Origin of the sequence: Kineothrix alysoides, assembly GCF_000732725.1 — a bacterium.
Classification (GTDB): domain Bacteria; phylum Bacillota; class Clostridia; order Lachnospirales; family Lachnospiraceae; genus Kineothrix; species Kineothrix alysoides.
The window spans coordinates 413,461-439,722 of sequence record NZ_JPNB01000001.1 but is presented as its reverse complement, the minus strand read 5'-3'; the positions used below and the strand labels follow the sequence as shown (position 1 = coordinate 439,722).

The window sequence follows — 26,262 nt, the reverse complement described above, 5'->3', positions numbered from 1 at the left end:
ATTTCTGACTTCCTTCAAATCACACGCAGTATTTCTCTCATTCCATACGCCACGCCATCCTCGTCATGACGTCTCGTCACATAATCCGCTGCTTCTTTGCATCTCCTCGAAGCATTCTCCATAGCAATTGCATGTCCCACATGAAGAAGCATGTCAACATCGTTATCTCCATCGCCGAAGGCTGCAACCTCCTCGCGCCTTAATCCTAACAAATCCATAAAATAAGCAATGCCGGAATGCTTCCCCGCATTCTGGTGAGAGATTTCAATGAGCTGGCGAATCGAAGAAGTTATGTAAACTTTATTCGTTCGTCTCTCCACTCGTTCCCATATATCCCGCTTTTGATTTTCATCGTTAACAATGATGTCTATACTGTCCAACTCTGCCTTCTTTTCCATTATAAAGGATACAATATCCTCTTCCAAATGCCTCGTCGTTCTTACATATTCTACAGCTTGCGGAGAAGCACCGAAGGCCTCCGGATTCTCAATATATTCCTTTCCCGCATACGCCGTTCCATCTATAAAGGCTTCATATGATACGGCATCCCTTTCTGTCTCCTTCATAATAGCAAGCACATCCTCTGGCTCCATCAGATATTTATGAAGGCATCTTCCCGAAGGAACATGATACATCGCTGCACCGTTCCCCGTCACCGCATATTCAATTCCCGGAAAACTCCTGATTTCCTCCGGCAAAGTATAAAAGGAACGTCCGCTTGCCACAACAATATGTATTCCCTTATCAATAGCCTGCTCCAACGCCGCTCTATTCGCCTCAGATAACCTCCCACGCGCATCCAAAGTCGTCCTATCCAAATCCAACGCAATGCACTTAATATCCATTTCCTTTTCTCCTGCGCATTCCCTGCTTAATATTTCTTGCCCGGTATTCCTTACTTAGTATTCCTTGCCTAGCACTCTTTACTTCGTATTCTTTGCTTCATATTCTTTACTTAGCTCTCTTTATTTGGTATTCATTGCTTAGCTCTCTTTATTTCGTATTCTTTGCTTAGCTCTCTTTACTTCGTATTCATTGCTTAACATTCCCCTCTTAGCTTCCTTTACTTAGTATTCCTCACTTAGCTTCCTTTACTTAGCATTCCTCGCCTAGCTTCCTTTACTTAGCATTCCTCGCCTGGCTTCCTTTACTTAGCATTCCTCGCCTGGCTTCCTTTACTTAGCATTCCTCGCCTAGCTTCCTTCGTCTAATATTCCTTGCCTAATGTTCTAATCCAACACTCCGCACATACATTTCCTGCTTAGTTTTCTTTGCCTTGTATCTCCTACTTGACAGTCCTTACCAAACAATATTCATAGACATTTCTAAAACTCACGATTCTTAAAAAGCCTCCCAAAACTCCCCTTTTACAACTACCTATTCCATTACCCCTTTCTCCTTAACAATCTTCTCCCTGCTATCCTCATTCAACTGCTCCCTCAAAGCCACAAGATAAGGAGAAAATGCCACTTCTTTCTCCCCATAATTAAGCTGCAAATCGTATTCTAAAGGCAGCCACGTACTAATATCTGCCTCATTATGCTGCAGCACCGCCTCCATTTTATCCAGCCCCTTGCATAACTTCGCCTCAGGGGTCTTCATCTCTTTCATCTCCTGAAACAAGGCTCTCATTTCCGCTTTCTGCTTATCCGGCAGCTCTTTAAGCAGGCCATCAATCGCCTTCTCCTCCGTGTCTTCATCCCCCTTGGTCTTTTCAAAAGCAGGAATATCTCCGGTCACAGCCTCGCCGAAATCATGCAAAAGACACATAACAATTACCTTATTTATATCTGTTTCCGGAAAAGCATCCTTTACCATGTATGCCATAACAGTCAGCATAAAGCTGTGCTCCGCCACACTTTCCTTTCTGCCGCTGGTCGTCCACGAATGCCGCGTATTGCATTTCAGCTTTTCCAGCAGTCCTATAAAGTGTATCAGTTCCTTAATTTCCATTGGTCCATTTCTCCATAAATTCTATTACCGTACTCCGGTAAGCCTCCGGCTCCACCAGGTTGCTGGTTCCGTGAGCCGCCTGATCCACAATTAGTATTTCCTTTGGGGCAGCGCAGGCCTCGTAATTTTTATAGCTCATCTCTGTGGGCACGAAGGTGTCTCTTCCGCCGTGGATGAACAATACCGGAATTTTATTTTTTTTCATGCACGAAATTGTGCTGCACTCTTTAAAACGAAATCCCGCCCTCTTTCTGCATACATAATCAGCTGCATATAAAAAAGGAAATTTCGGTAGATGATAATCCATTTTCATCACATGAGAAAAAGTATCCCATGGCGAAGTAAACGCACAATCTGCTATGATTGCTTTCACCTGAGACGGCAGCTCCAGATCTGTTGCCATGAGTACCGTAGCCCCGCCCATGGAGATACCGGAGAAAAAGACGCTGCATTTTCCTTCGAAACGGCTAACCACATATTCCGCCCATTGCTTCAGATCATACCGCTCCTTCACGCCGTAACAAATATAACTACCTTCACTTTCCCCATGACTTCTTTGATGAGGCACAAGAAGATGATAGCCCATACCGTGATAGAATTCCACCAAACCGCTGAAATCCCCTAATCCATTATTGCGATATCCATGCATCAGAATCATCACCTTATCGGAATCTCCCTCTGCCGGCAGATAATATGCCGCCAACTTTAGACCATCAAAGCTCGTTATCGTAATTCTCTCCTTCTTTTGCGAAAGGAACCATGCTTTCCCGGCTTCCATTTCCTGTCGAAAGCATTTGAATCCCATGCCTGATTCCGGCTGCTCCTCAGTCCTATTATTTTTGATGGCATCTATTTTACCGCCGATGCCGTCCATGAAAAACCTTACCGCCGGATGTTTAAAAAATGTGATTTCATTATCTCGTACAACGGCTATCTTAAACAATAACCGAGCGACCACATAGACCGGCAATATGAAAAATGCCGACGCTATGCAAAGAGAACGTACTCCCTTTGTCCAACACCCATTTTCTTTTCCTTTTCTCAATTCCATACTCACCCTTTCCGCAAAAGCCTGTCCAAGTTATTACCCGACCCCTATCTATAAAAAGCTTTACTTTATAACATTCCACAATTCTTTCTGCTGCTCATATTGTTCATTCATCCAGTCTATCGCTTCCTCCAAGCCTGCTTGGCTGAACTCAAACTCCTTATGCTGCTTCTTGCTTTCGGGCGTTTTGGCATATCCCAAAGGCTCCGGCCAGATGATAGTCTCTAATTTCGTTTCTTCTCCCACGCCCTTCTTTTTCAGCATAAAGCGCATTCCTTCCATGCTCCCTAGGTATTCCTCTCTTTTCACATAATTCAAAACATGAAATTTCCCCTTGTCAATCACCTTAATCACCACTTTCCGCATCTGCTGCACGAACTTTTACATAATAAATTATAACCGAGCGACCAATAAAAAACAACTCACTCCTAATCATATAACATCCTGTACTTTATAACCTATATTTACACCTAAAAGTATTTGCTTCCAGCCTCATAAATAGAAATACATATACATAAATCTCTTCATCCTCAATTATTCTATACACAACCTTTCATATATGTAGGTACCAGCATACACGAATTCTTTTATACATCAATTCCCATATACACAAATTCCCATACGCAAATACCTGCATACACCAATTCCCTTATACGCCAATTCCCACATACGCAAATTCCCTTATACACAAATTCCTGCATACGCCAATTCCCTCATACACCAATTCCCATATATACAAATTCCCATATATACAAATTCCTGCATGCACAAATTCTCATATACACAAATTCTCATATACACAAATTCCCATATACACCAATTCCCATATACACCAATTCCCATATACACAAATTCCCATATACACAAATACATATCCCACACATACAAAACACCCATTTCAGGTTCCCTTCCCTAAAATGAGTGTCTGCATATACCACACGGTCCGTTAATCACGTCCGAGTTGTTACTTAATTTCTCTTACAACCTAAATGTCCCAATGCTTTCCTTCAATTCATCCGCAATCTTTTCCAGCCCGCCTGCGCTGGCAGCGATGTTCTCCACGATTGAGCCCACCTCCATAACAGAAGCGGAGGTTTCCTCCGTAGATGCTGCATTTTCCTGCGCTATGGCAGTCAGGTTCTGCACGCCGTCGATCACCTTTACTCTCGCTTCATCCAGTTTCTTCGTCTGGTCGGCAATTGCTTTGATGCTAAGCATTGATTGGCTAATACCCGCCTTTACTTCGTCGAAGTTATCATCTGTGCGGGTTACCTTTATATTCTGTTCCTTCATGATTTCCTTAATCTCATTCATCGTCGTCACGGCTTCCTGAGAATCGTGAATCAAATCGCTGATAATAGTCTCAATCTGCCTTGCCGACTCATCAGACTGCTCGGCGAGTTTCTGAATCTGAGCTGCAACCACTGCAAAGCCTCTGCCTTGTTCCCCGGCTCTGGCCGCTTCTATCGTCGCATTCAAGGATAATAGATTGGTCTCTTCCGCAATGGATGTAATCAGGCTGGTAGCTTCCTTAATCTTCATTGCAGATTCGTTAGTCGTATTCGTCTGCTGATATATAATGCCAATAGCTTCCGTAACCTTATGGTTAATGTCATTCAGCTCCTGAAGCGTATCCGTAGCCGCGTCTCCCGACTCCTTTATCTGAGAGGAATTATCCGCGAGGCTGCCCACCTCTCTGTTCGTTTCCTCCACCATACTGCCCATCAACACTATGTTTTCCGTAGCTTCCTGAGTCTCCTCCGCTTGAGAACCGGCGCCAGCCGCGATATCGGAAGTAGCCTTCTCCACCTGTGCCATCATCTCCGACGCGCTTTCTGCCTTCTTGCTCAGCACCTCGGCCTCCCGATGTACCTGCCCGCTTTTATCGGCTATCTGTCCGATTAAGCGCACCAGCTCTTCCTTCAGCTTCGCTATCGCGGTAAGCATTTCTCCCACCTCGTCCTTACGCTTCATCGCCTTCGTGTCAATGTTCACGGTCAGGTTTCCGTTTGCAACCTCTTCGATGGCTCCGACTCCGGCCTTCACACCTTTTATAATTCCATTGGAAATTAACCATGCGACAGCAACGAAAAGAACGACCGAAATCAATATGATGCCCAATAAGCTATAGAGGATATTGTTGATGGAGGCCTCTGCTTTTTCCTGACTTATACCGGTGAACACCATTCCCACCGGAGTATTGGAATCGCCGTTGTATATAGGGAGATAATATGCAAAAAATTCTTCACCTGCCACATCCACCCTCTGGGCAAAATAATCATTTCCACCCGTTAATACAATCTCAATTACCTTATCCGATGCCTTGGTTCCTATGGCGCGCTCTCCCTTGTCATCCTTCACAGAGGTCATATATCTCGTATCTCCGAAGAAAATTGTCACTTCCATTCCTGTTTCTTCCTTGATATCATCCACGACTTCTGCGCTCTGGGATATATTCAAGCTGTCGCCTTTCCACATATCCCCATTTTCATCCAGACGAAAGTCTCCTTCCCTTCCTGAGCTGATGGTATCCCTTACCGCTATTGTTGTCGAAATGAGTCCTTTTTCTATTGTATCCGTCATTATAGCCGTTATCCTCTGAGATCCTATCACATAGGTAATCGCTCCTAATGCCAAAAGCGGTATGCTGACCAACAATAGAATTTGCGTTCTGAGCTTCATTTTTCTTCCTCCGTTTATCTTACGTATATACTACATTTAATTTTATGTAACTTCCTAAACCATCTATGTTCTGCCTATCTCTCATTCTGTCTATGTTGTATTCTGTCTATCTCTCATCCCGGCTATTTCTTATTCGGTCTATCTCCCATCACGTGCATTTCTATCCGGTCTGTCTCCCATCATGCCTATTTCCTATCCGGCCTATCTTCTATTCCGCATTTGCAGAACCGAAAAGTTTGTTCTTTAACACGTCGTATAATTCCACATTAGTCAGGTTCTGATACGGACATACGTAAAATACCAGAAGTAAGCCGCAGGTCAACGCACCCAGAATCCTCCATCCGATAAAGGACAAATCCAGCACAAAAGTATTCCATTTCTCGCCGTTCATCATATCACGGCTGAGTCTGAATACTTCTTGGCTGTCCATTTCCGGATTCTCCGCCAAAATATAAGGAATCATACGATACTCATAAAACTTGATAATTCCGGGCACTATCAAAAGAAGGTACCATAAGAAATTAAACAATCCCCGCAAAAACTGTATTTTTACCACATTCATATAAGAATTTTTGAAACTGAAACCGAGTTCATTTAAATCCGCCGGTTCCACCCTGCTAATAATAAAGAATCGTCTTATATTTACCTCCAAAGGACCGAAAAAGAATATATCTATCACAATTCCAATCACAACTAGGACCATGAGAATTGCCACAATCGTAGTAATAATAAAAGCTAAATACGGCATTCCTCCATTTTCATTTATCGTCTTGCTTATCTCTCTGTTACTCCCCGAGTTACCGAATAGCTCCCCCGTTATTACTGCCAATATAAGGCTGACTAACACCGCTTTCCAATAACACTGTTTTAAAACCCATTTTGCTCTACCCTTCAATTCACTTCTTGACCACATATTTCTCCTTCCCTTCCACTAAATACTTCAAATAGAAATTCAATTTATTCCGTTATTTATCATACACTTTTTCGAATAACTATGCAATGCAATTTTGTTAACTTTTTTAGCCAATTTTTAGTTTTTTACAACAATAATATTTATGCAATTTCTCCAATGGGATACAATTAATTGTTGTTAAATCATCTTCCTTGAAGCCGGGAACCCTTCAATAAAGCTGTTTCAAAGATAGCAACACTAAATACAGCAAATACATATAATATATACTATAGAAAATATCAAGGAATAATAACATGGATATTTATACAGGGCAAAACTCTGGCAGCTTAACACAGGATACTGCTTCCTATGTGACAGATTTGGGACGGGATACGATAGCTAATGACCTCTTTTTTATTACCAGGTGGACCAGTAAAAATATGCAAATACCACTTATGTCAGTACCTGTGGGCTCTGACATCGGGATAGATATGCATCAAAACTCAGATAAGATATTTTATATCGTACGGGGTAATGCCTTTGTCGTCATGGGTAATTGTCAAGAATGCCTTACCATGCAGGTACAGGCATATGAAGGATACGCCATAATAGTCCCTGCCAGAACGTGGCATAACGTGATTAACATCGGCCAGATCGATTTAAAGATGTTTTCTGTTTTTGCTCCGGCCTTGTATTCCTCTAACGCGGTTTATGAAACCAAGGAAAAGTGGTTCGAACACTATGAAAATTAAGAACTGACAATAGAAAATATAAAACAAAAAAATAAAAGCCTAGAAAATCTAGGCTTTTGCATCGGAGTGACAAGACTTGAACTTGCGGCCTCTACTTCCCTAAAGTAGCGCTCTACCACCTGAGCCACACCCCGAGACGCAATCACTATTATATATGCTATACGTCATAAAATCAACTATAATTTTTACAAATTATTATTTTTTTTGGATTCCGTTTTCTTAACCTCTGATTTTTTAACAACTTCCGCCTTTTGTATGATTTTTTGCTCGTTCCTCTTATTAACGTCCTCGCGCAGCAGTGAATATACCGTAGAAACGATAGGAATAAAGATGAGCATACCCGCTACTCCCATCAGGCTGCCGCCCAAGGTAACGGCCATAAGCACCCATATTGAAGGTAATCCTACTGAATTCCCCACTACATGGGGGTAGATCAGATTTCCCTCTACCTGCTGTAAAATGATGAACAGAACGAGAAACCAGACCGCCTTTATCGGATCATCCACCATGATGAGAAATGCTCCCACAAAGCACCCGATAAATGCTCCCACAATCGGTATCAATGCCGTAAATGCTATAAGTACGCCCACCAGTACCGCATACGGAAAGCCGAAAATCACCATACACACCACGAACATGGAGCCAAGAATGATTGCCTCCGTACACTGTCCGGTAATAAAGCTGCTGAAAGTTCTTCCTGCCAACGAAAAAACCTTCATCATTTTCTTATATATCTTCTCGCTGAAATAAGCCTGCATGATACGTTGAATCTGGTCTCCCAGCTTTTCTTTCTGAGCGAGGATATAAAAGGAGAAAATAAGGGCTACAAAGAGATTTACCACTCCCCCGATAATATTAGAAGCCACCGTCACGGTAGACGCCAGCATACTTCCGAATCCATTTTTCAGAAAGTCTATAGTCCCGCTCATAATGGAATCCCAATTGAGCTGTTCAGGTTCCAGCTCTGTAAGCACAGAAAGAAGCTGTGGCTGTGCGGCAAAAAGTTTCTCCAGCTGTACCTGCATCTCTACGAGGAACTGGGGAATCTTATTTCCCAAGTCAATCAAGGTCCTCGTCACTTGGGGTACTACGATCAATCCCACCAGAACCAGGGAAAGAATTACCAGTACAAAGGATAGCACAATACTGATAGGCCGTTTCATTTTTTCAATTCTTATATTTTTATTTTTACTAAATAACCTTTTCTCTATCGCCCCCATGGGTATATTCAGCACGAAAGCAATTGCACCGCCGTATAGAAAAGGCTTTATAATACCGATGACAAAGAATATCCCTTGTAACACAACGTCGATCCTCCATACGGCAAGACATATGAATGCCGTGAAAATAATCAGGCCTCTTATACTTTTCACATTCTTTCTGTTTAAATCCATAATCTTCTCCTATTTTGTTCTTCCGTTTCTCCCGTTTTGTTCTTTCGTTTTTATCCGGTAACTTTATTTCTGTTTTAATATCTCTAACACATAGTTCCACATTCTCTCCGTAGAGGAAATACTCAGACGTTCCTCCGTAGTATGAATATCCTTCATATCCGGTCCTATGGATATGCATTCCAACCCCGGAATCTTCGCCGACAGCAGCCCACACTCCAAGCCCGCATGAATAGCCTTCACTTCCGGCTCCCTTGCAAACATTTCCCTGTATACCTGCGCCGCCATATCCCGAAAAGGAGAATCCACCTGATATGCCCAGCCGGGATAATCTCCCTGAACCCCTTGTGTTCCGCCTGCCGTCTCCACCAGACGTTTCAGCCGCCTGATCAATACCCACTTAGCACTTTCCAAAGAGCTTCTTACCGAAAAATGAGCCTTGAACGCTTCCTCTCTAAGCTCAATAATTCCCATATTCAGAGAGGTCTCCACCAATCCTTTTACATCCGCGCTCATGGCCTGCACTCCATTCGGCGCGGTAAAAAGCAGGTAAGAAACCTTTCTTACAGACTCCGCTGTCAGACAACGGATGCTTCCGCTTGCCGGGTCCTTCACTTCGATAAAGACTCCGGTGTCCTTCGTCTGAAGCTCCTGCTTTAACTCTGATTCCACTCTCTTTATCACGTCTGTGAGCTCTGTTTCCTTTTCCCAATCCACTACCACAGTAGCCGAAGCCTCCCTTGGAATGGCATTGTCGGCAAGACCTCCTTCCAACTGTGCGACAGAAAAGCCCCGGATATCCTGAAGTTCCTCCAAGAGCCGCCCAAGCAGCCAGTTGGCATTTCCCCTCTCTTTATCTATTTCTGCTCCCGAATGGCCTCCTGACAGACCTTTTATACTCACCTTGCATATGCTACCGCTTTTCATCTCCCAGGTGACAGGCACTTCCCAGTCCACTCGCGCGCCTCCCGCGCAGCCTGCCCAGAGGATTCCCTCCTCCTCCGAGTCGATATTCAGCATCCGCTTTCCCTCCAGCATAGACACATCGATTCCTCTTGCTCCGTCCATGCCTACCTCTTCGTCCACCGTAATGATGATTTCCAGCTTCGGATGCTTCAGCGTTTCATCGTCCAATATAGCCAGAGCATAGGCCACCGCTATTCCGTCATCGCCGCCCAGACTGGTATTTTCCGCATAGACATAATCTCCGTCCAACTTAAGCTCCAGTCCCTGCTTCTCCATATCGATAGCAGCTCCCGGCTTCTTCACTGCTACCATGTCCATATGCCCCTGCAGAATAATCGGCGCTTCCTTCTCATAGCCGGGCGCTGCCTCCTTTATTATAATTACGTTTTTGAGCTCGTCCTGTATACATACTAATTTCCGCTCTTTTGCAAAAGCCGCCAGATAATCGCTCAATCTGTCTATATTTCCTGATCCGTGGGGAATACGGCATATCTGTTCGAAATAATAAAATACCTTTTGGGGCTTTAAATCTTTTAATATATCCATCGTTTCATCCTCGTTCTTTATACTAATTTCAGTAACCGGATTGCAATGATTTATCCGCTACTTTTATAGTATACACTGAATATACCTTGTTGATAAACAGAAATTACTCAATTTTTACAAATTATTGGTAAATCATTAATAGAACAAAGTGTGCTTCATATATTCCTGCCACCAAATGCTTTAGCAGCACAGCTTTTGTTCCTCGCGCGTAGCTGCGCATCCATACTTTATGTAATAGGTGTTCTTTCCTATTACATAAAAATAAACCCTAAGGATAACATATCCTCAGGGCCTAAATTTCTTATCTTAATCGCATTATATGATACAATTACCGTTTCATTAAGCAATTGAACTTATCATGTCTTTAAGTTTATTACGCGATCTTGCTCTTTGCAAGTTCTGCGAGTGCTGCAAAGCCTTCTGCATCGTTTACTGCCAGCTCTGCCAGCATCTTTCTGTTCATATCCACTTCAGCAAGCTTTAAGCCATACATAAATTTGCTGTAAGATAAGCCGTTCATTCTGGCTGCCGCATTGATACGAGCGATCCAAAGCTGTCTGAACTGACGCTTTCTTTCTTTTCTTCCTGAATAAGCGCTCGTTAAAGCTCTCATAACAGACTGCTTAGCTACTCTATACTGTTTTGATCTTGCTCCTCTGTAACCTTTTGCAAGCTTTAATACTCTATTGTGTTTTTTCTTGGCATTCACGCCGCCTTTAATTCTTGCCATGTCTCATTGTCCTCCTTACGACTCAAAAAAATATTGGTATTACAAATAAGGTAAAATCTTCTTCATATTCTTAACATTGGTTGCATCTGTAATAGCCGAATGTCTGAGATTTCTCTTTCTCTTCGCGGACTTTTTCGTCAAGATATGGCGTTTGTAAGCTTTGTTTCTCTTCAATTTACCTGTTCCTGTTAATTTAAAACGTTTAGCAGCCGATCTGCTTGTCTTCATTTTTGGCATATTCAATTCCTCCTATACTCCATCAATTTTATATATTTTAACTGTACGAACTAACGCTTTTCAGTTAAAAACATCGTCATACTTCTGCCTTCCACTTTCGGAGCTTTCTCCACAACCGCAATATCTGCTAATGTCTGAGCAAAATCCTCCAGAATATGCCTGCTGCTTGCCATATGAGCCATCTCGCGTCCGCGGAAACGAAGAGTTATTTTTACCTTATCACCTTTAGTTATGAACTTCTTGGCTGCGCTTATCTTTGTATTCAAATCATTGGTATCAATGTTCGGAGATAAACGAATTTCTTTTACTTCAATTACCTTCTGCTTCTTTTTCGCTTCTTTTTCTTTTCTGGCTTGTTCATATTTGAACTTTCCATAATCAACAATTTTACAAACAGGTGGCTTTGCAGTAGGTGCAATCTTTACCAAATCGAGTTCCGCATCCTCAGCCAGTTTCATAGCATCCTTTACGGTCATAACTCCTAGCTGCTCCCCGTTCTCGCCAATAACACGTACTTCCTTGTCTCTAATCTGTTCGTTAATCAATAAATCGCTAATGGTTTTGCCCTCCTCGTAATAATAAGCATAAAAAAGTGGATAGCATAACTATCCACCAAATGTACATCCTCGCTGCCCGCATTATGTGAAATATCACACAGACGGGAAATTTCGGAGTATAAACGCCTATGAGCCCGATCGCTATAGGGTGAGAGTGGATACTCTGCTTGATTTTATCCGCGTACTTCACACGCTTAAATAGTGTAACATTAACTCTTTCGTATGTCAAGCGCTAAATTTTATTCGTTTTCCTGAAAGACCATCTGAATCGTCTGGGCACTCTGCGCGAATTCCTCCATCCTCTCATCGTCCGGCGACTGGGAAAACGTAATGGTATATGTTCTGTCCGCTGCAATGATGTAAATGAGCTGCTCCATCGTCATATTCTCCAAGGTACAGGAAAGCTCGATCTTATATGCCGGACATCCGTCCACCATAAGCTTCTGCATTTGGTAAGTTCCAATAACCGCCTCCGCACCGTAAGCTTCCTTGAAGCGTTTCTCCACTTCTGTCTTGTAAGAGCCGGAAGCCAAAGCATCACCCAGAGTTTCTGCATCCGCCGCTTCGGAAACGGAATAATAAATATTGGAAGAATCTACCGGCCTTCTTTCCGAAATATACATTCCTTCTATACTATCACTTGCAACATATCCTTCCGGAAGGAGAAACGTGCACCCTTCCTCACTATACACTTCTTTTTTATATACCTTTAAGGCTTCCGTATCGGTATCGTCCTTAAGCATCGTCTGCCTGGACTCTTCCGAACCGGATATCGATATTCTTTCCTCCGCTGCAAAAACCGTTTTCACTGCGAAGGTTCCGCACACTGCCAATATCGTCAGTGTCCCTGCCGCTGCCAAAGCAGCTATTTTCTTATTCTTCATACTAACCCCTGTAATTCCCACAAAATCGTTTTATACTTTCCTATTATAGAGAAAATATTTCTTATATACAAGTGAAAAAACAAAAAATGTAATAAAATTCGCAATTCCGTAACAATTACAGCAAAAAAAATCTCCGCGAAGCTTTTCTCTCTGCGGAGATTTTTTACCACATTCTATCTTTCCTTAAAAGTAGCGCAGGCTGTTTCCCTGCAATCGGACGCGCCGCAGCCCTTAATATCCACGTGCTGGGCAAAGCATTTATAGTTGCTGTTATACACACATTTAGACGCCTCGCAGTCTATGCTTATCGTCTTGCAAGGATGCTCCAACGCACTGGTATAGGAATCTCCTCTTTTCTCGGAAAAGCTTTCACAGCAAGTATCGTCTTCGTGATGCGCATGCTTTCCTCCTACCATTATGTCACCCTTGCAGCAACATTCGCTTTTGTTATAAACACAACTATCCACTATACAATCTAACTGAGCCATCATCTAACCTCCTATCAGACAAAAATATTACCATGGTTAGTATGGCTTTCTTTTATAGAAAATATACGGCTATTTGCTTTCTTCCTGCACTTCTTCTTTTCTTATTTCTTTTGTTCTGATTTCCTTACAAATCTGCTCCACGAACTCCTCCAGGGACTTCACTCCCTCATCACCCGCAAAGCGGCTTCTTACAGAAACGGTCTTATCCTCTTCTTCCTTCTGCCCGACTACAAGCATATACGGAAGCTTTGCAAGTCTCGCCTCGCGGATTTTAAAACCAATTTTTTCAGAACGGCTATCCATGGTGGCGAGCACGCCGTTTTCCTTTAATTTTTCTTCTACTTCCTGCGCATATTTTTCATATTTTTCGGAAATGGGAAGGACACGCACCTGCTCCGGGCAGAGCCATGTAGGAAACTTTCCTTCATATTTTTCAATCAGCCATGCCAACGTTCTTTCGTAGCATCCCAGGGAAGTTCTGTGAATAATATAAGGTCTCTTCTTTTCACCGTCCTTATCCACAAAGGTCATATCAAAGCGCTCCGCAAGGAACATATCGAGCTGGATCGTAATCATCGTATCCTCTTTGCCGTATACGTTCTTCGCCTGAATATCCAGCTTAGGACCGTAGAACGCCGCCTCTCCTTCTTCCTCCGTATACTCGATTCCGATGTGATTCAAAATCGTACGCATCATATCCTGAACCTCATCCCAAAGCTCTGCATTTCCAAGGTAGTGATCCTGATTGTTCGGATCCCATAAGGACAAACGGTACGATACGTCGTCCTGAAGACCGAGAGTCGTCATACAATATTTCGCCAGGTCCACACACCCCTTGAATTCCTCTTCCACCTGATCCGGACGCACGACCAAATGGCCCTCGGAAATAGTGAACTGGCGCACTCTGGTAAGTCCGTGCATCTCTCCCGAATCCTCATTACGGAAAAGAGTGGATGTCTCACCATAGCGGCAGGGAAGGTCTCTGTAGGATTTCTGGCTCTGCTTGTATACATAGTACTGGAACGGGCAGGTCATAGGGCGAAGTGCGAAAACTTCCGCATTCTCATCATTTTCATCTCCCAGTACGAACATGCCTTCCTTGTAATGATCCCAGTGATCGGAAATCACATACAAATCTTTTTTTGCCATGAGAGGAGTCTTCGTTCTCATATAGCCGCGCTTTTCCTCTTCATCCTCAATCCAGCGCTGCATCGTCTGAATCATCTTCGTTCCCTTGGGCATCAGCAGCGGAAGTCCCTGACCGATTACATCAACCGTAGTAAAAAGCTCCATTTCGCGGCCCAATTTATTGTGGTCACGTTTCTTAATGTTCTCCAAATACTCCAAATAATCGGCAAGCTCTTCTTTCTTATTAAAAGCCGTACCGTAAATTCTCTGGAGCATCTTATTATCGGAATTGCCTCTCCAATATGCGCCGGAGGAGGAAATAAGCTTAAACGCCTTGATTCCCTTCGTGCTCATGAGATGAGGCCCCGCACACAAATCCACGAAATCGCCCTGACTATAAAAAGAAATCACCGCATCCTCAGGAAGGTCACGAATCAGCTCCACCTTATAAGGCTCGCTCTTCTCTTCCATAAATTTTATCGCCTCTTCACGGGAGAGTGTGAACTTCTCCAAGGAGTTCCCTTCCTTAATGATCTTCTTCATCTCTGCTTCCAGATTGTCAAGGTCCTCTCTTGTAAATGGCTCATGCTCAAAATCATAATAGAAGCCGGTGTCGATGCTCGGCCCGATTGCCAGCTTCGCGTCGGTATATAGCCTCTTGACCGCCTCCGCCAGCACATGGGAAGCCGTATGTCTGACTACCCTTATCCCCTCTTTATCGTTTGCAGTCAAAATATTAAGCGCACAGTCCTGCTCCACAACAGTACGTAAATCCACAACCTTACCATCTATTTCTCCGGCACATGCCGCTCTTCCAAGGCCCTCGCTGATGTCCGCCGCAATATCGATAACACGCATCGGCGAACCATATTCTTTACTGCTCCCATCTTTTAAAGTTATTTTCATTAATTTCCAACTCCTTTATCTGTTCTATTGCTTTTGTTACTTTTACTTCTCCAGCTTTTCTATCTCTTTTATTTCTTCATCTCTTCTTTTATTTCGTTTTCTTTATTCTTTCTTCACTGCTTTCCTATCGCCGCCCTCAGTTATTCCTCACAGCAGCAATCATCTTCGCAGTCGCAGAACTCATCGGCATCTAAGCCGCTCACATTATTGTTTCCAGTGTTGTTCCCATTATTGCTTCCGATCATCACTCTTTTCTTCGGTGAAATCAGCATTCCGATTACCAGACCGGCCAAAACACAAACGGTCAGGGTCAAAGCGTATTCCCTTTTCTTCATTATCGTCATTTCTTCCAAAATCTGCTGTAACTCATTCCATCTTTCCTGCATTTCATTTTCCTCCTTTTATTTTGGCGTACAAAAAATCCCCTACATCGCACTCTATGTACGATGTAAGGGACGTATAGCTGTCTTACGCGGTTCCACCCTTTTTGCCTTGTTTAAAACAAAGCCGCTTCATTCGGCGATAACGGTGCCGCCGGACCTGATTGGGGTCACTCCGAGATGGTCTTCGGATGCTTTCCGTCGGAATACTTCCAGCTCCGCTTGCCTTGGCAAGCAGGTATCCCTCTCTGATACGTTCCCGCACCTTACTCTTCTCTTCCTTGTATTATCCATATTTCATTGCTTATTATCATTCTATGCTACTTTTTTTAATCTGTAAAGACTTATTCTTATTTTTGCTTAAGCATATTCTTATTTTTTCTGAGACATACTTATTTTTACTGCAGCATTCTTATTTTTTGCCGCAGCATTTTTTATATTTCTTACCGCTTCCGCAAGGGCAGGGATCGTTAGGATATGTCTTAGCGCCTTTTACAATCGTAGTAGAAACCTTCTGTATTCTATAAAGCTCTTTTCTCTTTTCCTCATCGAAAATATCTTCCCACTCTTCCAGCTCGTACAGCCAGTCCGCACCTGCACCGACCATATTCATATAAAGAAGCTCGTTATCGAAATCGAGAGAAACTTCCGTGTCCTCCTCCATCTCGTCAATAGGGTTCACGACCTTCAAACTTTCGTTGATTCCGTCGAGAAAACCTATCATCGTCATAATATCAACATCAAACTTCTCAGCCAGTTCCTTCACGGTACCTTTTACTACTTCCTCGGGATTCTCCAGAAGCTTTGTATAAATTTCTTTCTCTTTCTGAAAATAATCTGCCCAGAGTCTTTGTAAATCGCCTTTATTGGCTGTTTCCGAATAGGCCATGTCATGCCACTGTTTTAATAATGCCATTGTAATACCACCTTCTGCTTATTATATATTTTTCTTCAAATCCGAGTTAACTATTCCGTTAAAAACAGAAAACTATGTCCAAACTATTGATAGTATATAATATTTTTTAAAAAAAGTAAATTTTTTTTATTTTTTATGAATAAAGCCGAAAATGCCGTCAATAATAAAACTATCAAAGGAACCCCCTCCTTTGATAACTACCCAAGATAAGAAAAAATACTTATCCTCCCCTAAAAAAGTCCCCGGAAATGTAAAAATACATTTTCGGGGACTTTTATTATTTCCATTTCATGCGGAATGTGCTATGTTATGTATAAAATATGAAATAAGAAACGGAGTTCCTATGAAGAAAAAATCGAAACAGATTGCCGCTTGGATCTGCATAGTCCTATTGGTTCTTTTATACGTAGCTACCTTTGTAATTGCCCTGCTGGATTTCCCCGGCTCAGGCACTCTTTTCCAAGCCTGCCTCGTGGCGACCATCGGTCTGCCCATTCTCTTATGGATTTACATATGGCTTTACGGAAAGTTCAAGGACAAGCATACCATCGCCTCCATGGATATTTTAAAGGATGAAGAGGAGTAAAAACTCCTCTTCATCATATGCTGCACAAATCACACTCGTAGATATCGTCATCCTTCACTACTTGTTCGATAAAAACATTGACACAGGACTCGTTGAATTGAGTTCCTGCTCCCTTTTCTAACTCGCTGACCGCATATTCTTTCGATAGCGCCTTGCGATAACTTCTCTCGCTTCGCATCGCGTCGTATGCGTCCGCAATTGCTATGATTCTCGACTGAAGCGGTATATCCTCGCCCTTCAGCCCCCTGGGATAGCCTTTTCCGTCCCATCTTTCATGATGGGAAAGCACATATTCGCTCAGTTCCGAAAGATCGCTTACCGTACTCAGTATCCGGTAACCTATTTCTGGATGCTTCTTGATTTCTTCCCATTCCATTTCGTCCAGTTTTCCGGGCTTATTTAAGATTCCTTCTTCTATAGCTACTTTGCCGATATCATGTAAAAGTCCCACCGTCCGAAGCTCCTTCACCTCATCGTCCCTAAGGCCCATCGCAACGCCCATCTTCTCGCAAAGCTGGGAAACTCTTCGGGAATGCTGCTCCTCTCTTGGATTCTTCTCATGCAGGGTAGTCATGATCGTATAGACAGTCTTCCCCTTTACGCTTGAGCTTTCTAACAACTTCTTCTTATACATGTATCTTTCTGCCCTTTTCATAACCTCTGGCAGCGGTTCATCGCTGCTTTTCTTCGCACAGTAACCGAAGGACAGCGAAAGAGGAACAGAATTGACATCCATTTTTCTGGCTGCCTCGTTCATATCTTCAATAATCTTCTGCATTTGTGCATCGTCCGTTTTCGGAGAGAAGATAATGAATTCGTCACCCGCCTGTCTGCACACAACGTCCTGATCTCTCGTACCCTCAATGAGCACCTTAGCCACCATCTGAATATATTTGTCACCTGTCGCATGCCCGAAGGAATCGTTGACCAGCTTTAGTCCGTTTATATCTATCATCGTAATCATAAGAGGATAATTCTCATCCTTATCCAAAGCAACCAATTCCTGCTCGAAAAATCTGCGGTTGAATAGGCCAGTAAGCTGGTCATGATAGCTTAAGAAGTTCAGCCGTCCTTCCGCCTGCTTGCGCTTTGTAATGTCATTTACAATAATTGCCAATTGATTATCCATAGGCCTATAAGCGATAACTTCGTAATAATAATTTGTTTTTTTCTGAAGTCTTTCGTAGCGGGTAGGCTCTCCGGTGGTAATGGTATGTATCAGCTTCGCAGCGTTCTCCGGCTCCATGTCTACGTGAATTTCATAGAAATATTTCCCTAAGATGTCCTTCTGTTTGAATCCCGTTAAAACTTCATGACTGTAGTTTGTATCCACCACTTTATAATGATAGAGATCATCTCCCGGATTTCCTGCGTAAAGCGCCAATCCTAATTGCATTTCTGTAATCAGAGATTTATATTTCTCCTCACTTACCCTAAGCTTTTCTCCGTATTCCACGATTTGATCGTACTGGGTGCGCAGCTCCTCATCCGAAGCGGTCAGTTCCTCCACATAGGACTGCAGCTCTTCGTTGGAAGCCGACAGCTCGTCATAGCTTTCGTTCAGCTTTCTTTTCATTATCTCCACCTTTCTCAGAAGGTCCGAAATGAGAAAATAAAGAATCAGAGCCGTGCAAAGCACATAAGCCGTCCCTTTATAGGTATTTATTCTTAAAATGGCATGTTCGTCTTTAAAGAGGTAATTGACAATCCTATCGGAAAAATAAATCCAGAAAAGCCCGATTACAAGGTATATTGCACATATCTTAAGACCTTCTTTTTTAAAAGGATCGCTTTTGTGCCTGCTTAGTTTATCTTTTAAGTATTTAAACATATAAGCCTCCAATTAAACGTTATCTTTCGTACAAAATCTTACTTCCATTGTACACAGAATTCATTGTAAATTATAAAACAAAAGTGAGCTGTGCATCATTTTCCTGAATTGTTACTGTTCACTCCGTTCTCAGCAACGCATGATTTCTGCAATGCAAAAATTTTGCATGTAAATTGGCTCTGCGAAGCAGAAATCATCTCTTGAATCACGTTCTTACATAGCTTAACAGCAAGTGTTAAGCTGCTGTGTGAACAGTAACCCTGAATTACAACATGTGTACTTTTCTACTTAACGCCCAGTTTGGACAGCTCCATCTCGGCCTGCTTCTTGTTTTGAAAATGAACTGTATGAATGCCAAATTTCTCCGCAGCCGTCAAATTGGCTAACGTATCGTCCAAGAACACGCACTCTGTTGGATTCAATTGATATCTGTCTATTAACAACTCATAGATTTCCGGTTGAGGCTTAATAAATTTTTCCTTATAAGATAAGATTCCTCCATCCACATATTCAAGGAAGTCCAAGGCATCCTTGCAGTCACTGGCAGCGCGGCTGGCAAAATTAGATAAAACCAACACCCGGTACCCCTTTCCTTTTAACTCTTTTATCCACGGAATCGCATAGTCATATCTTATAAGCATTCCCTGAATATTTTCCAGCGACTCCCTCAGCTCCCTTTCAATACCAGGATCGTTGGCGATGAACGCATTCATAATCTCTTCATCCGACAAAGCTCCTCTATCGTATTCAGCCCATGTTCCGCTCTCCACTGTAGCCTTTGAAATCCTGTCCAGTATTTCCTCCGAATAGCCGAACTTTTGGAAAAATGCCTTCCACTCAAATCCTGTCAGTACATTACCTATATCAAAAATAATTGTATTTATCACTGTCATTTCCTCCTAAAGCCTTTTCGCAATTATTCTTATTTGTCCTCTTTATCGCTGCATATCATTTGCAGTAAATTTCTCGCGGCGGCGGACAATAAATTCCCCGTATCCGTCACGACACAAAAATGCCGCTTAGGTATGATTTTATTAAAACGAAGCGCAAATATCTTCCCCGATTCCAAATGCTCCGCTGCAAACTCCTTCATAATACTCCCGACTCCCAGATTGCGCAGGGTGAACTGAACGATCATATCACTGGTTGCCAGTTCAAATTCCGGATTCATCACTACCCCGTTTTTTTCGAGAAAACTATCCATATAGCTTCTTGTGCTCGTCTTCTTTTCCAACGAAATAATCGGCAGCGTTTCCAGGTCCTTCAAGTCCAGCGTTTTATTCTTATATTGGATGAACTTGCGGCCTGCGATAAAAATATCCTCTATTTCCTTTACCTGCACTGCCTGTATGCCGGATACAGCCTCAAATGGGGTACTCACCACACCGAAATCGATCTTCCCCTCCTGCAAATAATACAAAGTCTCAGGCGTTGGGGCATTTGTTACCGTGACCTTAATTCCCGGATATTGTTCATGAAATTTTTCCAGGTACGGAAGCAGGAAAAAACGAAGTGTCATATCGCTGGCACCGATGCGCATTTCCCCTAATTCCAGATTGAGCATCTGCGCTACCTTCTTTTCCCCCAGCTCTATTTGCTCGTAGCCCTTTGCCACATAGCTATATAAAAGTGCGCCTTCCGCCGTCAGCTTTACTCCCTTGGAGACTCTGACGAAGAGCTTCGCTCCGATAAGGCTCTCCAGCTGCTTCAGCGACTGACTTACCGCCGGCTGGGATATGGAAAGCATCTCCGCCGCCATCGTCAGACTTCCCAGCTTCGCGGCGTAGTAAAAAACCTTGTAATATTCCAGATTATTCGTCATCCTCTGCCCTTACGCTTTCATGCCCGTTTCGTTTTCCTTATTGTACCATATCCCTAACAGCTTGACTATTTATTTTTCCCGCCTGTAAGACTCCGCGAACATACCACGATCACTTCAGCCAAAAGCCGCATGACCACTTTTTGCGGTCATGCGGCACTTTATTATCTTTGTAAAAGACTCTTTCTATAGATAATATCATTTCTTCCCGGTCCGTTACTTACCATCGTAATCGGATAACCGATTTGCTCCTCGATGAACTCGATATAATTCCTGCAATTCTCCGGAAGCTCTTCATAGGTCTTGATTCCGCGGGTTTCGCATTTCCAGCCCGGCAGCGTTTTAAGTACCGGCTTTGCCTTCTCCAGCTTCGCTGTTACGGGGAACTGGGTCGTCACTTCGCCGTCGATTTCATAACCTATGCAAACAGGAATCTTATCCAGATAGCCCAGCACGTCCAGAACCGTGAATGCCACGTCGGTAGTTCCCTGTAGTCTGCAGCCGTATTTGGAAGCGACACAGTCAAACCACCCCATGCGGCGGGGACGTCCTGTAGTAGCACCGAATTCTCCTCCATCGCCGCCTCTTAGTCTGAGTTCATTCGCCTCTTCTCCGAAAATTTCAGATACGAAAGCACCTGCTCCGACTGCTGAAGAATATGCTTTGCATACCGTAATGATTTCTTTTATTTCATAAGGAGGAATTCCTGCCCCTATCGCGCCGTAAGCAGCCAGAGTAGAGGAAGATGTCACCATGGGATAAATGCCGTGGTCCGTATCCTTTAACGTACCAAGCTGACCCTCAAGCAATATCGTCTTACCTTCCTTTATCGCCTGATCCAAAAAGGCGGATACATCGCAGACATATGGCTCCACCATTTCCCTATAGCTGTGAAGCGTCAAGAGCAGTTCCTCAGGATCGAGCAAAGGCTTATGATACAGATGCTCCAAAAGCACATTTTTTGCTTCCGCAATCCTCACGACTTTTTCCTTTAACAGCTCATCATCAAAAAGCTCACTTACCTGAAAGCCTATTTTTGCATATTTATCAGAATAAAATGGTGCAATACCGGACTTGGTAGAACCAAAGGATTTCCCACCCAGCCGTTCTTCCTCATATTGGTCGAACAAGATATGATAAGGCATTACAATCTGGGCTCTGTCCGACACCAGAATCTTGGGCATCGGCACATCCCTATCCGTAATAGACTTGATTTCATTAAAAAGAACCGGAATATTCAAGGCTACTCCATTACCGATCACACTGGTCGTATGGTCGTAGAATACCCCCGAGGGCAGCGTGTGGAGCGCAAACTTACCGTAGTTGTTCACAATAGTGTGCCCTGCGTTTGCTCCTCCTTGAAAACGAACGATAATATCCGCCTCCTGTGCAAGCATATCTGTAATTTTACCTTTTCCTTCGTCGCCCCAGTTAGCGCCGACAACTGCCTTTACCATAGTCGATTTCCTCCTGCAAACTTAAATTTTCCCTTGTTCCATAAAATGTGCGGTCCCGTTCCTCCTTCGACTAAGAGTTTTGCCAGTCTCATTAGAAACAAGTCAATACACTAGTATGCCGGGGCATCATAATATTTACTCCTCCCGAATACTTTACAATTATACAATAAAATTACTCATAAATAAAATCAATATTATTTATGAGTAACATAACCTGTTCTTATATTGAGTTTTAAAAAATAAATCATAAAGACCGATGCTATGTAAGAAAGTAGCTTCTTTCAAAGTAATTACATAAAAGTAATTGCTTCAAAACAACTACCCAAAAACAATTACTCAAAAGCAATTACCTCAAATCATTTACTCAAAAACAACTACCTCAAAGCATTTACTCAAAAGCAACTATTCAAGCAACTATTCAAAAGCAACTACCCAAAAGCAACTACCTCAAAGCAATTTTCCCGAAGCAAACTCATTTGCAGCCTTCATTCATCCACGTATCTGTCCAGGTAATCCAGGCCCTTTTGGCAAGACCCCTTAACTTCGCTCCGGATACTCTCATAGAAAGCAACAGCCGCCTCTTGCCTCTGTCTCGCAATTTCAGCGCCTCTTTCCGTCAGAAAACCGGAATACAATTTTTCCAGCTTATACTTATATTCCTGAAAAAAAGAAGGACAAGCATCGTCAGTTCCATCCAAAATTTCTCCCTCCGGTCCCGTAGAATACAGCGGCTCCGATACTTGCCCCTTGTATACAAGAGTGCGTGCAATGCCTATAGCACCGGTAACATCCACTTTATCGGCATCGAATAAAATCTTAGCCTCAATGCTTTGGGGGAGATTATCCTTTCGGTATCGATGGGTCAGAATACACGAGGAAACCTTATCCGCAAATTCCTTGGAGAATCCCTGCTCCACTAAAAAGCTGTATGCCTTTTTTGCTCCTACCCGCGCATGGCACAGCGCCGGGTCTTCAAATTGCTCCTGTCTGCCGATATCGTGCAGCAGGCAGGAGGCAATCAAAACATCATAATCCACATCCTGTTGCGTTTGTGCGATATCCAAGGCCTCGTACAATACGCGGTAAATGTGCGCTTTATCATGTGCACTGTCCTTCATGCAAGATAGCATATGGGCTTCGAGCATGTTAAAGACTTCTTTTTTCACTCGCTTTACCCCTTATTCTTTTCCATCCCAGCAATAGGTACACAGCTTACACCTATCGATGCCCACCGCCTCTATCATATCATCCAGCCTATGATAGCGAAGGGAGGTGAAATTCAGTTCCTTACTGATACGCCCGAGCATCTCCTTATATTCCTCTGTCTCCGGATTGGAATAGGCGCTTAGTTGTGTAAATCTTCCCTCTCTCTCCAAGTCCTTGATAACCCGTCTGGTAATTAAGTCCATTTCTGAAGTGGAACGGGAGAAATTCAAATATTTACAGCCGTACAAAAGGGGCGGACATGCCGGACGGATATGTACCTCCTTGGCACCGCTCTGATATAAAAATTCGGTAGTCTCCCTGAGCTGGGTGCCGCGGACAATGGAATCGTCGATTAAGAGCAGGCTCTTATCCTGAATCAAATCGTGCACCGGAATCAGCTTCATCTTTGCAATTAAGTTTCTCTGGCTCTGAATCGTGGGCATAAAGGAGCGCGGCCACGTAGGGGTATATTTAATGAAAGGTCTGGAAAAGGGAATTCCTGACTCGTTGGAGTAACCGATGGCATGCGCGGTCCCGGAATCCGGCACTCCTGCTACGATGTCCGGCTTCACATCATCGCGCTTGGCCAACAGCGCACCGCAGTTATATCTCATCCCCTCTACACTGAATCCTTCATAGGAAGAGGAGGGGTACCCGTAATACACCCATAAAAAGGTACATATCTTCATATCGGTTCCCGGAGCTGCAAGAGTATGCATTTCTTCCGGCGTGATAATCACAATTTCTCCGGGGCCTAACTCCTTCTCCTCGGTATAGCCCAGATTCAAATAGGCGAAGCTTTCAAAAGATATGCAGTAAGCATCCTTCTTCCTTCCGATAGAAACCGGAGTTCTTCCCAAACGGTCTCTGGCGGCATAAATCCCCTTTGAGGTCATAATCAGCATCGTCATGGAGCCGTCTATAATTTCCTGCGCATACTTTATGCCGTCCACCAGATTATCCTTCTCGTTGATTACCGCCGCGACCAGCTCCGTCGCATTGATATCCCCTCCGCTCATTTCGAGGAAATGAGAATGCCCGGTGGCGAAAATCTTCTCCACGATTTCATCCATATTGTTTATTTTTCCAACCGTCTCTATCGCATAGGTCCCGTGGTGGGAACGCACGATCAGCGGCTGAGGCTCATAATCAGAAATACACCCGATACCTATATTTCCGCTCATTTCATTCACGTCCTTATCAAATTTCGTACGAAACGGCGCATTTTCAATATTATGAATCGAACGGTCAAAGCCTTTTTTCCCATACACCGCCATACCGGCCCGCCTCGTTCCCAGATGAGAGTGATAGTCCGTTCCGAAAAACAAATCGAACATACAATCACTTTTCGATGCTACTCCAAAAAATCCACCCATAACTACTCTCCCTATTATCTCATATATTTCGGTATAAAAAGCGTATCCTTAAAACCTTACGGCCTTAAAAATACGCCTATACATCCCGATACTTTATACGTTAATTTCTGCCGTTACACCCAACAGCTCTTTATTTTCTTCTAAAATAGGTGCGATTACAGACACAAGGAACGCCTCCACCTGCTCTCTGGAACGTCCCACATATTTGGTCGGGTCCATAGTCTTTTGCAAATCCCCAAGGGTCATATTGAATGCCGGGTCTGCCGCAATCAACTCTAACAAATTGTTATCCTTGCCCTCTTCCTTCACATTCTTTCCGGCTTCCATGGAAAGCGTGCGGATTCTCTCATGCAGTTCCTGCCTGTCGCCTCCCGCTTTCACCGCATCCATCATGATGTTTTCCGTGGCCATAAAAGGAAGCTCGCTCATCAGTCTCTTCTCAATTACCTTCGGGTATACTACGAGGCCGTCTACCACATTCAGACACAAATCGAGGATTCCGTCTATCGCAAGAAAGCCTTCCGGAACGGAAAGTCTTTTATTGGCAGAATCGTCCAGCGTTCTTTCAAACCACTGGGTCGCGGAGGTAATGGCGGGATTCAGCGCATCCACCATAACATATCTTGCAAGAGAAGCTATTCTCTCGCTCCTCATGGGATTTCTCTTATATGCCATTGCAGAAGATCCGATTTGCCCCTTCTCGAAAGGCTCCTCTATTTCCTTCAAATGCTGTAACAGGCGAATATCGTTAGACATCTTGTGAGCGCTTGCCGCAATGCCTGCCAGCACGTTGACTACTCTTGTGTCCACTTTTCTGGAATAGGTCTGCCCCGATACAGGATAACATTCCGTAAATCCCATTTTCTTCGCAATCATCGGGTCTATCCTATCGATTTTCTCCTGATCGCCGTCAAAAAGCTCAAGAAAAGAAGCCTGTGTTCCGGTAGTTCCCTTAGAACCCAACAGCTTCATATGAGAAAGTGCATGATCCAGATCTTCCAGATCCAGACAGAACTCCTGAAGCCAAAGCGTTGCGCGCTTTCCTACCGTAGTAGGCTGGGCAGGCTGAAAATGAGTAAACGCCAAGGTTGGCTGCTCCTTATATTTGTCCGCAAAATCCGAAAGCTCCTTCATCACGTTTACCAGCTTCTTTTTTACCAGCATAAGCGCCTGGGTCATAACGATAATATCCGTATTATCCCCTACGTAGCATGAAGTAGCGCCGAGGTGAATGATTCCCTTCGCCTTGGGGCACTGCACGCCGTAAGCATACACATGGCTCATGACATCATGACGCACTTCTTTCTCCCTCTCCCTGGCAACATCATAATTGATGTCCTCCACATGAGTCTTCAGCTCGTCGATCTGTTCCTGAGAGATATTGAGTCCAAGCTCCTTCTCCGTCTCCGCCAGCGCAATCCACAGCCTTCTCCATGTCCTGAATTTCATATCAGGCGAAAAAATATACTGCATCTCTTTGCTAGCATAACGCTCTGAAAGAGGACTTTGATACCTATCTGTGCTCATACCG

Annotated in this window: 25 protein-coding genes and 1 tRNA gene; 2 read left to right on the top strand and 24 right to left on the bottom strand. The window is 43.5% G+C overall.

The genetic code is table 11. The features are described from left to right. Positions 1-14: 14 nt before the first annotated feature. The 6 genes from CC90_RS0102120 to CC90_RS0102085 form a co-directional block, all read right to left on the bottom strand. Positions 15-845 (bottom strand): Cof-type HAD-IIB family hydrolase, encoded by an 831-nt coding sequence (locus CC90_RS0102120; protein ID WP_031389185.1) that lies wholly within the window; start codon positions 843-845, stop codon positions 15-17. Between the two features lie 532 nt (positions 846-1,377). Next, positions 1,378-1,953 carry an HD domain-containing protein gene (locus CC90_RS0102115; protein ID WP_031389184.1) on the bottom strand — a complete coding sequence of 192 codons (576 nt, stop codon included), beginning with the start codon at positions 1,951-1,953 and terminating at the stop codon, positions 1,378-1,380. Beyond that, complete coding sequence (locus tag CC90_RS0102110; protein WP_051869239.1) at positions 1,943-3,004, bottom strand: alpha/beta hydrolase; 1,062 nt, start codon at positions 3,002-3,004, stop codon at positions 1,943-1,945. The genes CC90_RS0102115 and CC90_RS0102110 overlap by 11 nt, the downstream gene beginning before the upstream one ends. A gap of 60 nt (positions 3,005-3,064) precedes the next feature. Beyond that, complete coding sequence (locus CC90_RS0102105) at positions 3,065-3,265, bottom strand: hypothetical protein (RefSeq protein WP_242843227.1); 201 nt, start codon at positions 3,263-3,265, stop codon at positions 3,065-3,067. A gap of 714 nt (positions 3,266-3,979) precedes the next feature. Next, entirely contained in the window at positions 3,980-5,683 is a 1,704-nt protein-coding gene (locus CC90_RS22865) for a methyl-accepting chemotaxis protein (protein WP_051869238.1), read from the bottom strand. Between the two features lie 208 nt (positions 5,684-5,891). Continuing rightward, positions 5,892-6,596 carry a DUF975 family protein gene (locus CC90_RS0102085; protein ID WP_031389179.1) on the bottom strand — a complete coding sequence of 235 codons (705 nt, stop codon included), beginning with the start codon at positions 6,594-6,596 and terminating at the stop codon, positions 5,892-5,894. A 293-nt stretch (positions 6,597-6,889) separates the two neighbouring features. Between CC90_RS0102085 and CC90_RS0102080 the strand changes: the two genes are divergently transcribed. Beyond that, positions 6,890-7,327 carry a cupin domain-containing protein gene (locus CC90_RS0102080; protein ID WP_051869237.1) on the top strand — a complete coding sequence of 146 codons (438 nt, stop codon included), beginning with the start codon at positions 6,890-6,892 and terminating at the stop codon, positions 7,325-7,327. A 61-nt stretch (positions 7,328-7,388) separates the two neighbouring features. On the opposite strand, the gene CC90_RS0102075 is transcribed toward CC90_RS0102080, so the two are convergent. The 11 genes from CC90_RS0102075 to CC90_RS0102020 all read right to left on the bottom strand — a co-directional run bounded on the left by CC90_RS0102075 (position 7,389) and on the right by CC90_RS0102020 (position 16,456). Next, a tRNA-Pro gene (locus CC90_RS0102075) sits at positions 7,389-7,461 on the bottom strand. Positions 7,462-7,512: 51 nt separating this feature from the next. Beyond that, entirely contained in the window at positions 7,513-8,721 is a 1,209-nt protein-coding gene (locus tag CC90_RS0102070) for an AI-2E family transporter (RefSeq protein ID WP_031389177.1), read from the bottom strand. A gap of 63 nt (positions 8,722-8,784) precedes the next feature. Further along, the gene (locus tag CC90_RS0102065; protein ID WP_031389176.1) at positions 8,785-10,230 is read right to left on the bottom strand and encodes an aminoacyl-histidine dipeptidase; all 1,446 of its coding nucleotides are present in this window, start codon (positions 10,228-10,230) and stop codon (positions 8,785-8,787) included. A gap of 373 nt (positions 10,231-10,603) precedes the next feature. After that, entirely contained in the window at positions 10,604-10,960 is a 357-nt protein-coding gene (gene rplT, locus CC90_RS0102060; RefSeq protein ID WP_031389175.1) for a 50S ribosomal protein L20, read from the bottom strand. A gap of 39 nt (positions 10,961-10,999) precedes the next feature. Next, positions 11,000-11,197: a 50S ribosomal protein L35 gene (gene rpmI / locus CC90_RS0102055; protein WP_031389174.1), complete on the bottom strand. Its 198-nt coding sequence runs from the start codon at positions 11,195-11,197 to the stop codon at positions 11,000-11,002. A gap of 50 nt (positions 11,198-11,247) precedes the next feature. After that, the gene (gene infC, locus CC90_RS0102050; RefSeq protein WP_031389173.1) at positions 11,248-11,742 is read right to left on the bottom strand and encodes a translation initiation factor IF-3; all 495 of its coding nucleotides are present in this window, start codon (positions 11,740-11,742) and stop codon (positions 11,248-11,250) included. Positions 11,743-11,993: 251 nt separating this feature from the next. After that, the gene (locus CC90_RS0102045; protein ID WP_031389172.1) at positions 11,994-12,638 is read right to left on the bottom strand and encodes a hypothetical protein; all 645 of its coding nucleotides are present in this window, start codon (positions 12,636-12,638) and stop codon (positions 11,994-11,996) included. Positions 12,639-12,811: 173 nt separating this feature from the next. Continuing rightward, a complete protein-coding gene (locus tag CC90_RS0102035; RefSeq protein ID WP_242843226.1) occupies positions 12,812-13,129 on the bottom strand; it encodes a DUF1540 domain-containing protein in 318 nt (105 codons plus the stop codon). Positions 13,130-13,195: 66 nt separating this feature from the next. Beyond that, positions 13,196-15,160, bottom strand: a complete 1,965-nt coding sequence (thrS, locus tag CC90_RS0102030; protein ID WP_031389170.1) for a threonine--tRNA ligase — start codon at positions 15,158-15,160, stop codon at positions 13,196-13,198. A 140-nt stretch (positions 15,161-15,300) separates the two neighbouring features. Beyond that, complete coding sequence (locus CC90_RS0102025; RefSeq protein WP_031389169.1) at positions 15,301-15,546, bottom strand: hypothetical protein; 246 nt, start codon at positions 15,544-15,546, stop codon at positions 15,301-15,303. Positions 15,547-15,952: 406 nt separating this feature from the next. Next, positions 15,953-16,456: an SEC-C metal-binding domain-containing protein gene (locus tag CC90_RS0102020; RefSeq protein WP_031389168.1), complete on the bottom strand. Its 504-nt coding sequence runs from the start codon at positions 16,454-16,456 to the stop codon at positions 15,953-15,955. A 343-nt stretch (positions 16,457-16,799) separates the two neighbouring features. Here CC90_RS0102020 and CC90_RS0102010 point away from each other — a divergent pair, with 343 nt between their 5' ends. Then, a complete protein-coding gene (locus CC90_RS0102010) occupies positions 16,800-17,042 on the top strand; it encodes a hypothetical protein (RefSeq protein WP_051869414.1) in 243 nt (80 codons plus the stop codon). 13 nt (positions 17,043-17,055) lie between these two features. Here CC90_RS0102010 and CC90_RS0102005 read toward each other — a convergent pair whose 3' ends face one another. The 7 genes from CC90_RS0102005 to purB all read right to left on the bottom strand — a co-directional run bounded on the left by CC90_RS0102005 (position 17,056) and on the right by purB (position 26,258). After that, the gene (locus CC90_RS0102005; RefSeq protein WP_031389166.1) at positions 17,056-18,873 is read right to left on the bottom strand and encodes an HD domain-containing phosphohydrolase; all 1,818 of its coding nucleotides are present in this window, start codon (positions 18,871-18,873) and stop codon (positions 17,056-17,058) included. 284 nt (positions 18,874-19,157) lie between these two features. Continuing rightward, entirely contained in the window at positions 19,158-19,766 is a 609-nt protein-coding gene (locus CC90_RS0102000; RefSeq protein ID WP_242843225.1) for an HAD family hydrolase, read from the bottom strand. Between the two features lie 29 nt (positions 19,767-19,795). Beyond that, complete coding sequence (locus CC90_RS0101995) at positions 19,796-20,695, bottom strand: LysR family transcriptional regulator (RefSeq protein ID WP_031389164.1); 900 nt, start codon at positions 20,693-20,695, stop codon at positions 19,796-19,798. A gap of 161 nt (positions 20,696-20,856) precedes the next feature. Beyond that, positions 20,857-22,149, bottom strand: coding sequence for an adenylosuccinate synthase (locus CC90_RS0101990; protein ID WP_031389163.1), 1,293 nt, complete (start codon positions 22,147-22,149; stop codon positions 20,857-20,859). A 485-nt stretch (positions 22,150-22,634) separates the two neighbouring features. After that, complete coding sequence (locus CC90_RS0101985; RefSeq protein ID WP_108702604.1) at positions 22,635-23,315, bottom strand: HD domain-containing protein; 681 nt, start codon at positions 23,313-23,315, stop codon at positions 22,635-22,637. Positions 23,316-23,327: 12 nt separating this feature from the next. Then, positions 23,328-24,731, bottom strand: a complete 1,404-nt coding sequence (locus CC90_RS0101980; RefSeq protein WP_031389161.1) for an amidophosphoribosyltransferase — start codon at positions 24,729-24,731, stop codon at positions 23,328-23,330. Positions 24,732-24,824: 93 nt separating this feature from the next. Then, positions 24,825-26,258 (bottom strand): adenylosuccinate lyase, encoded by a 1,434-nt coding sequence (purB, locus tag CC90_RS0101975; RefSeq protein WP_031389160.1) that lies wholly within the window; start codon positions 26,256-26,258, stop codon positions 24,825-24,827. Positions 26,259-26,262: the final 4 nt, after the last annotated feature.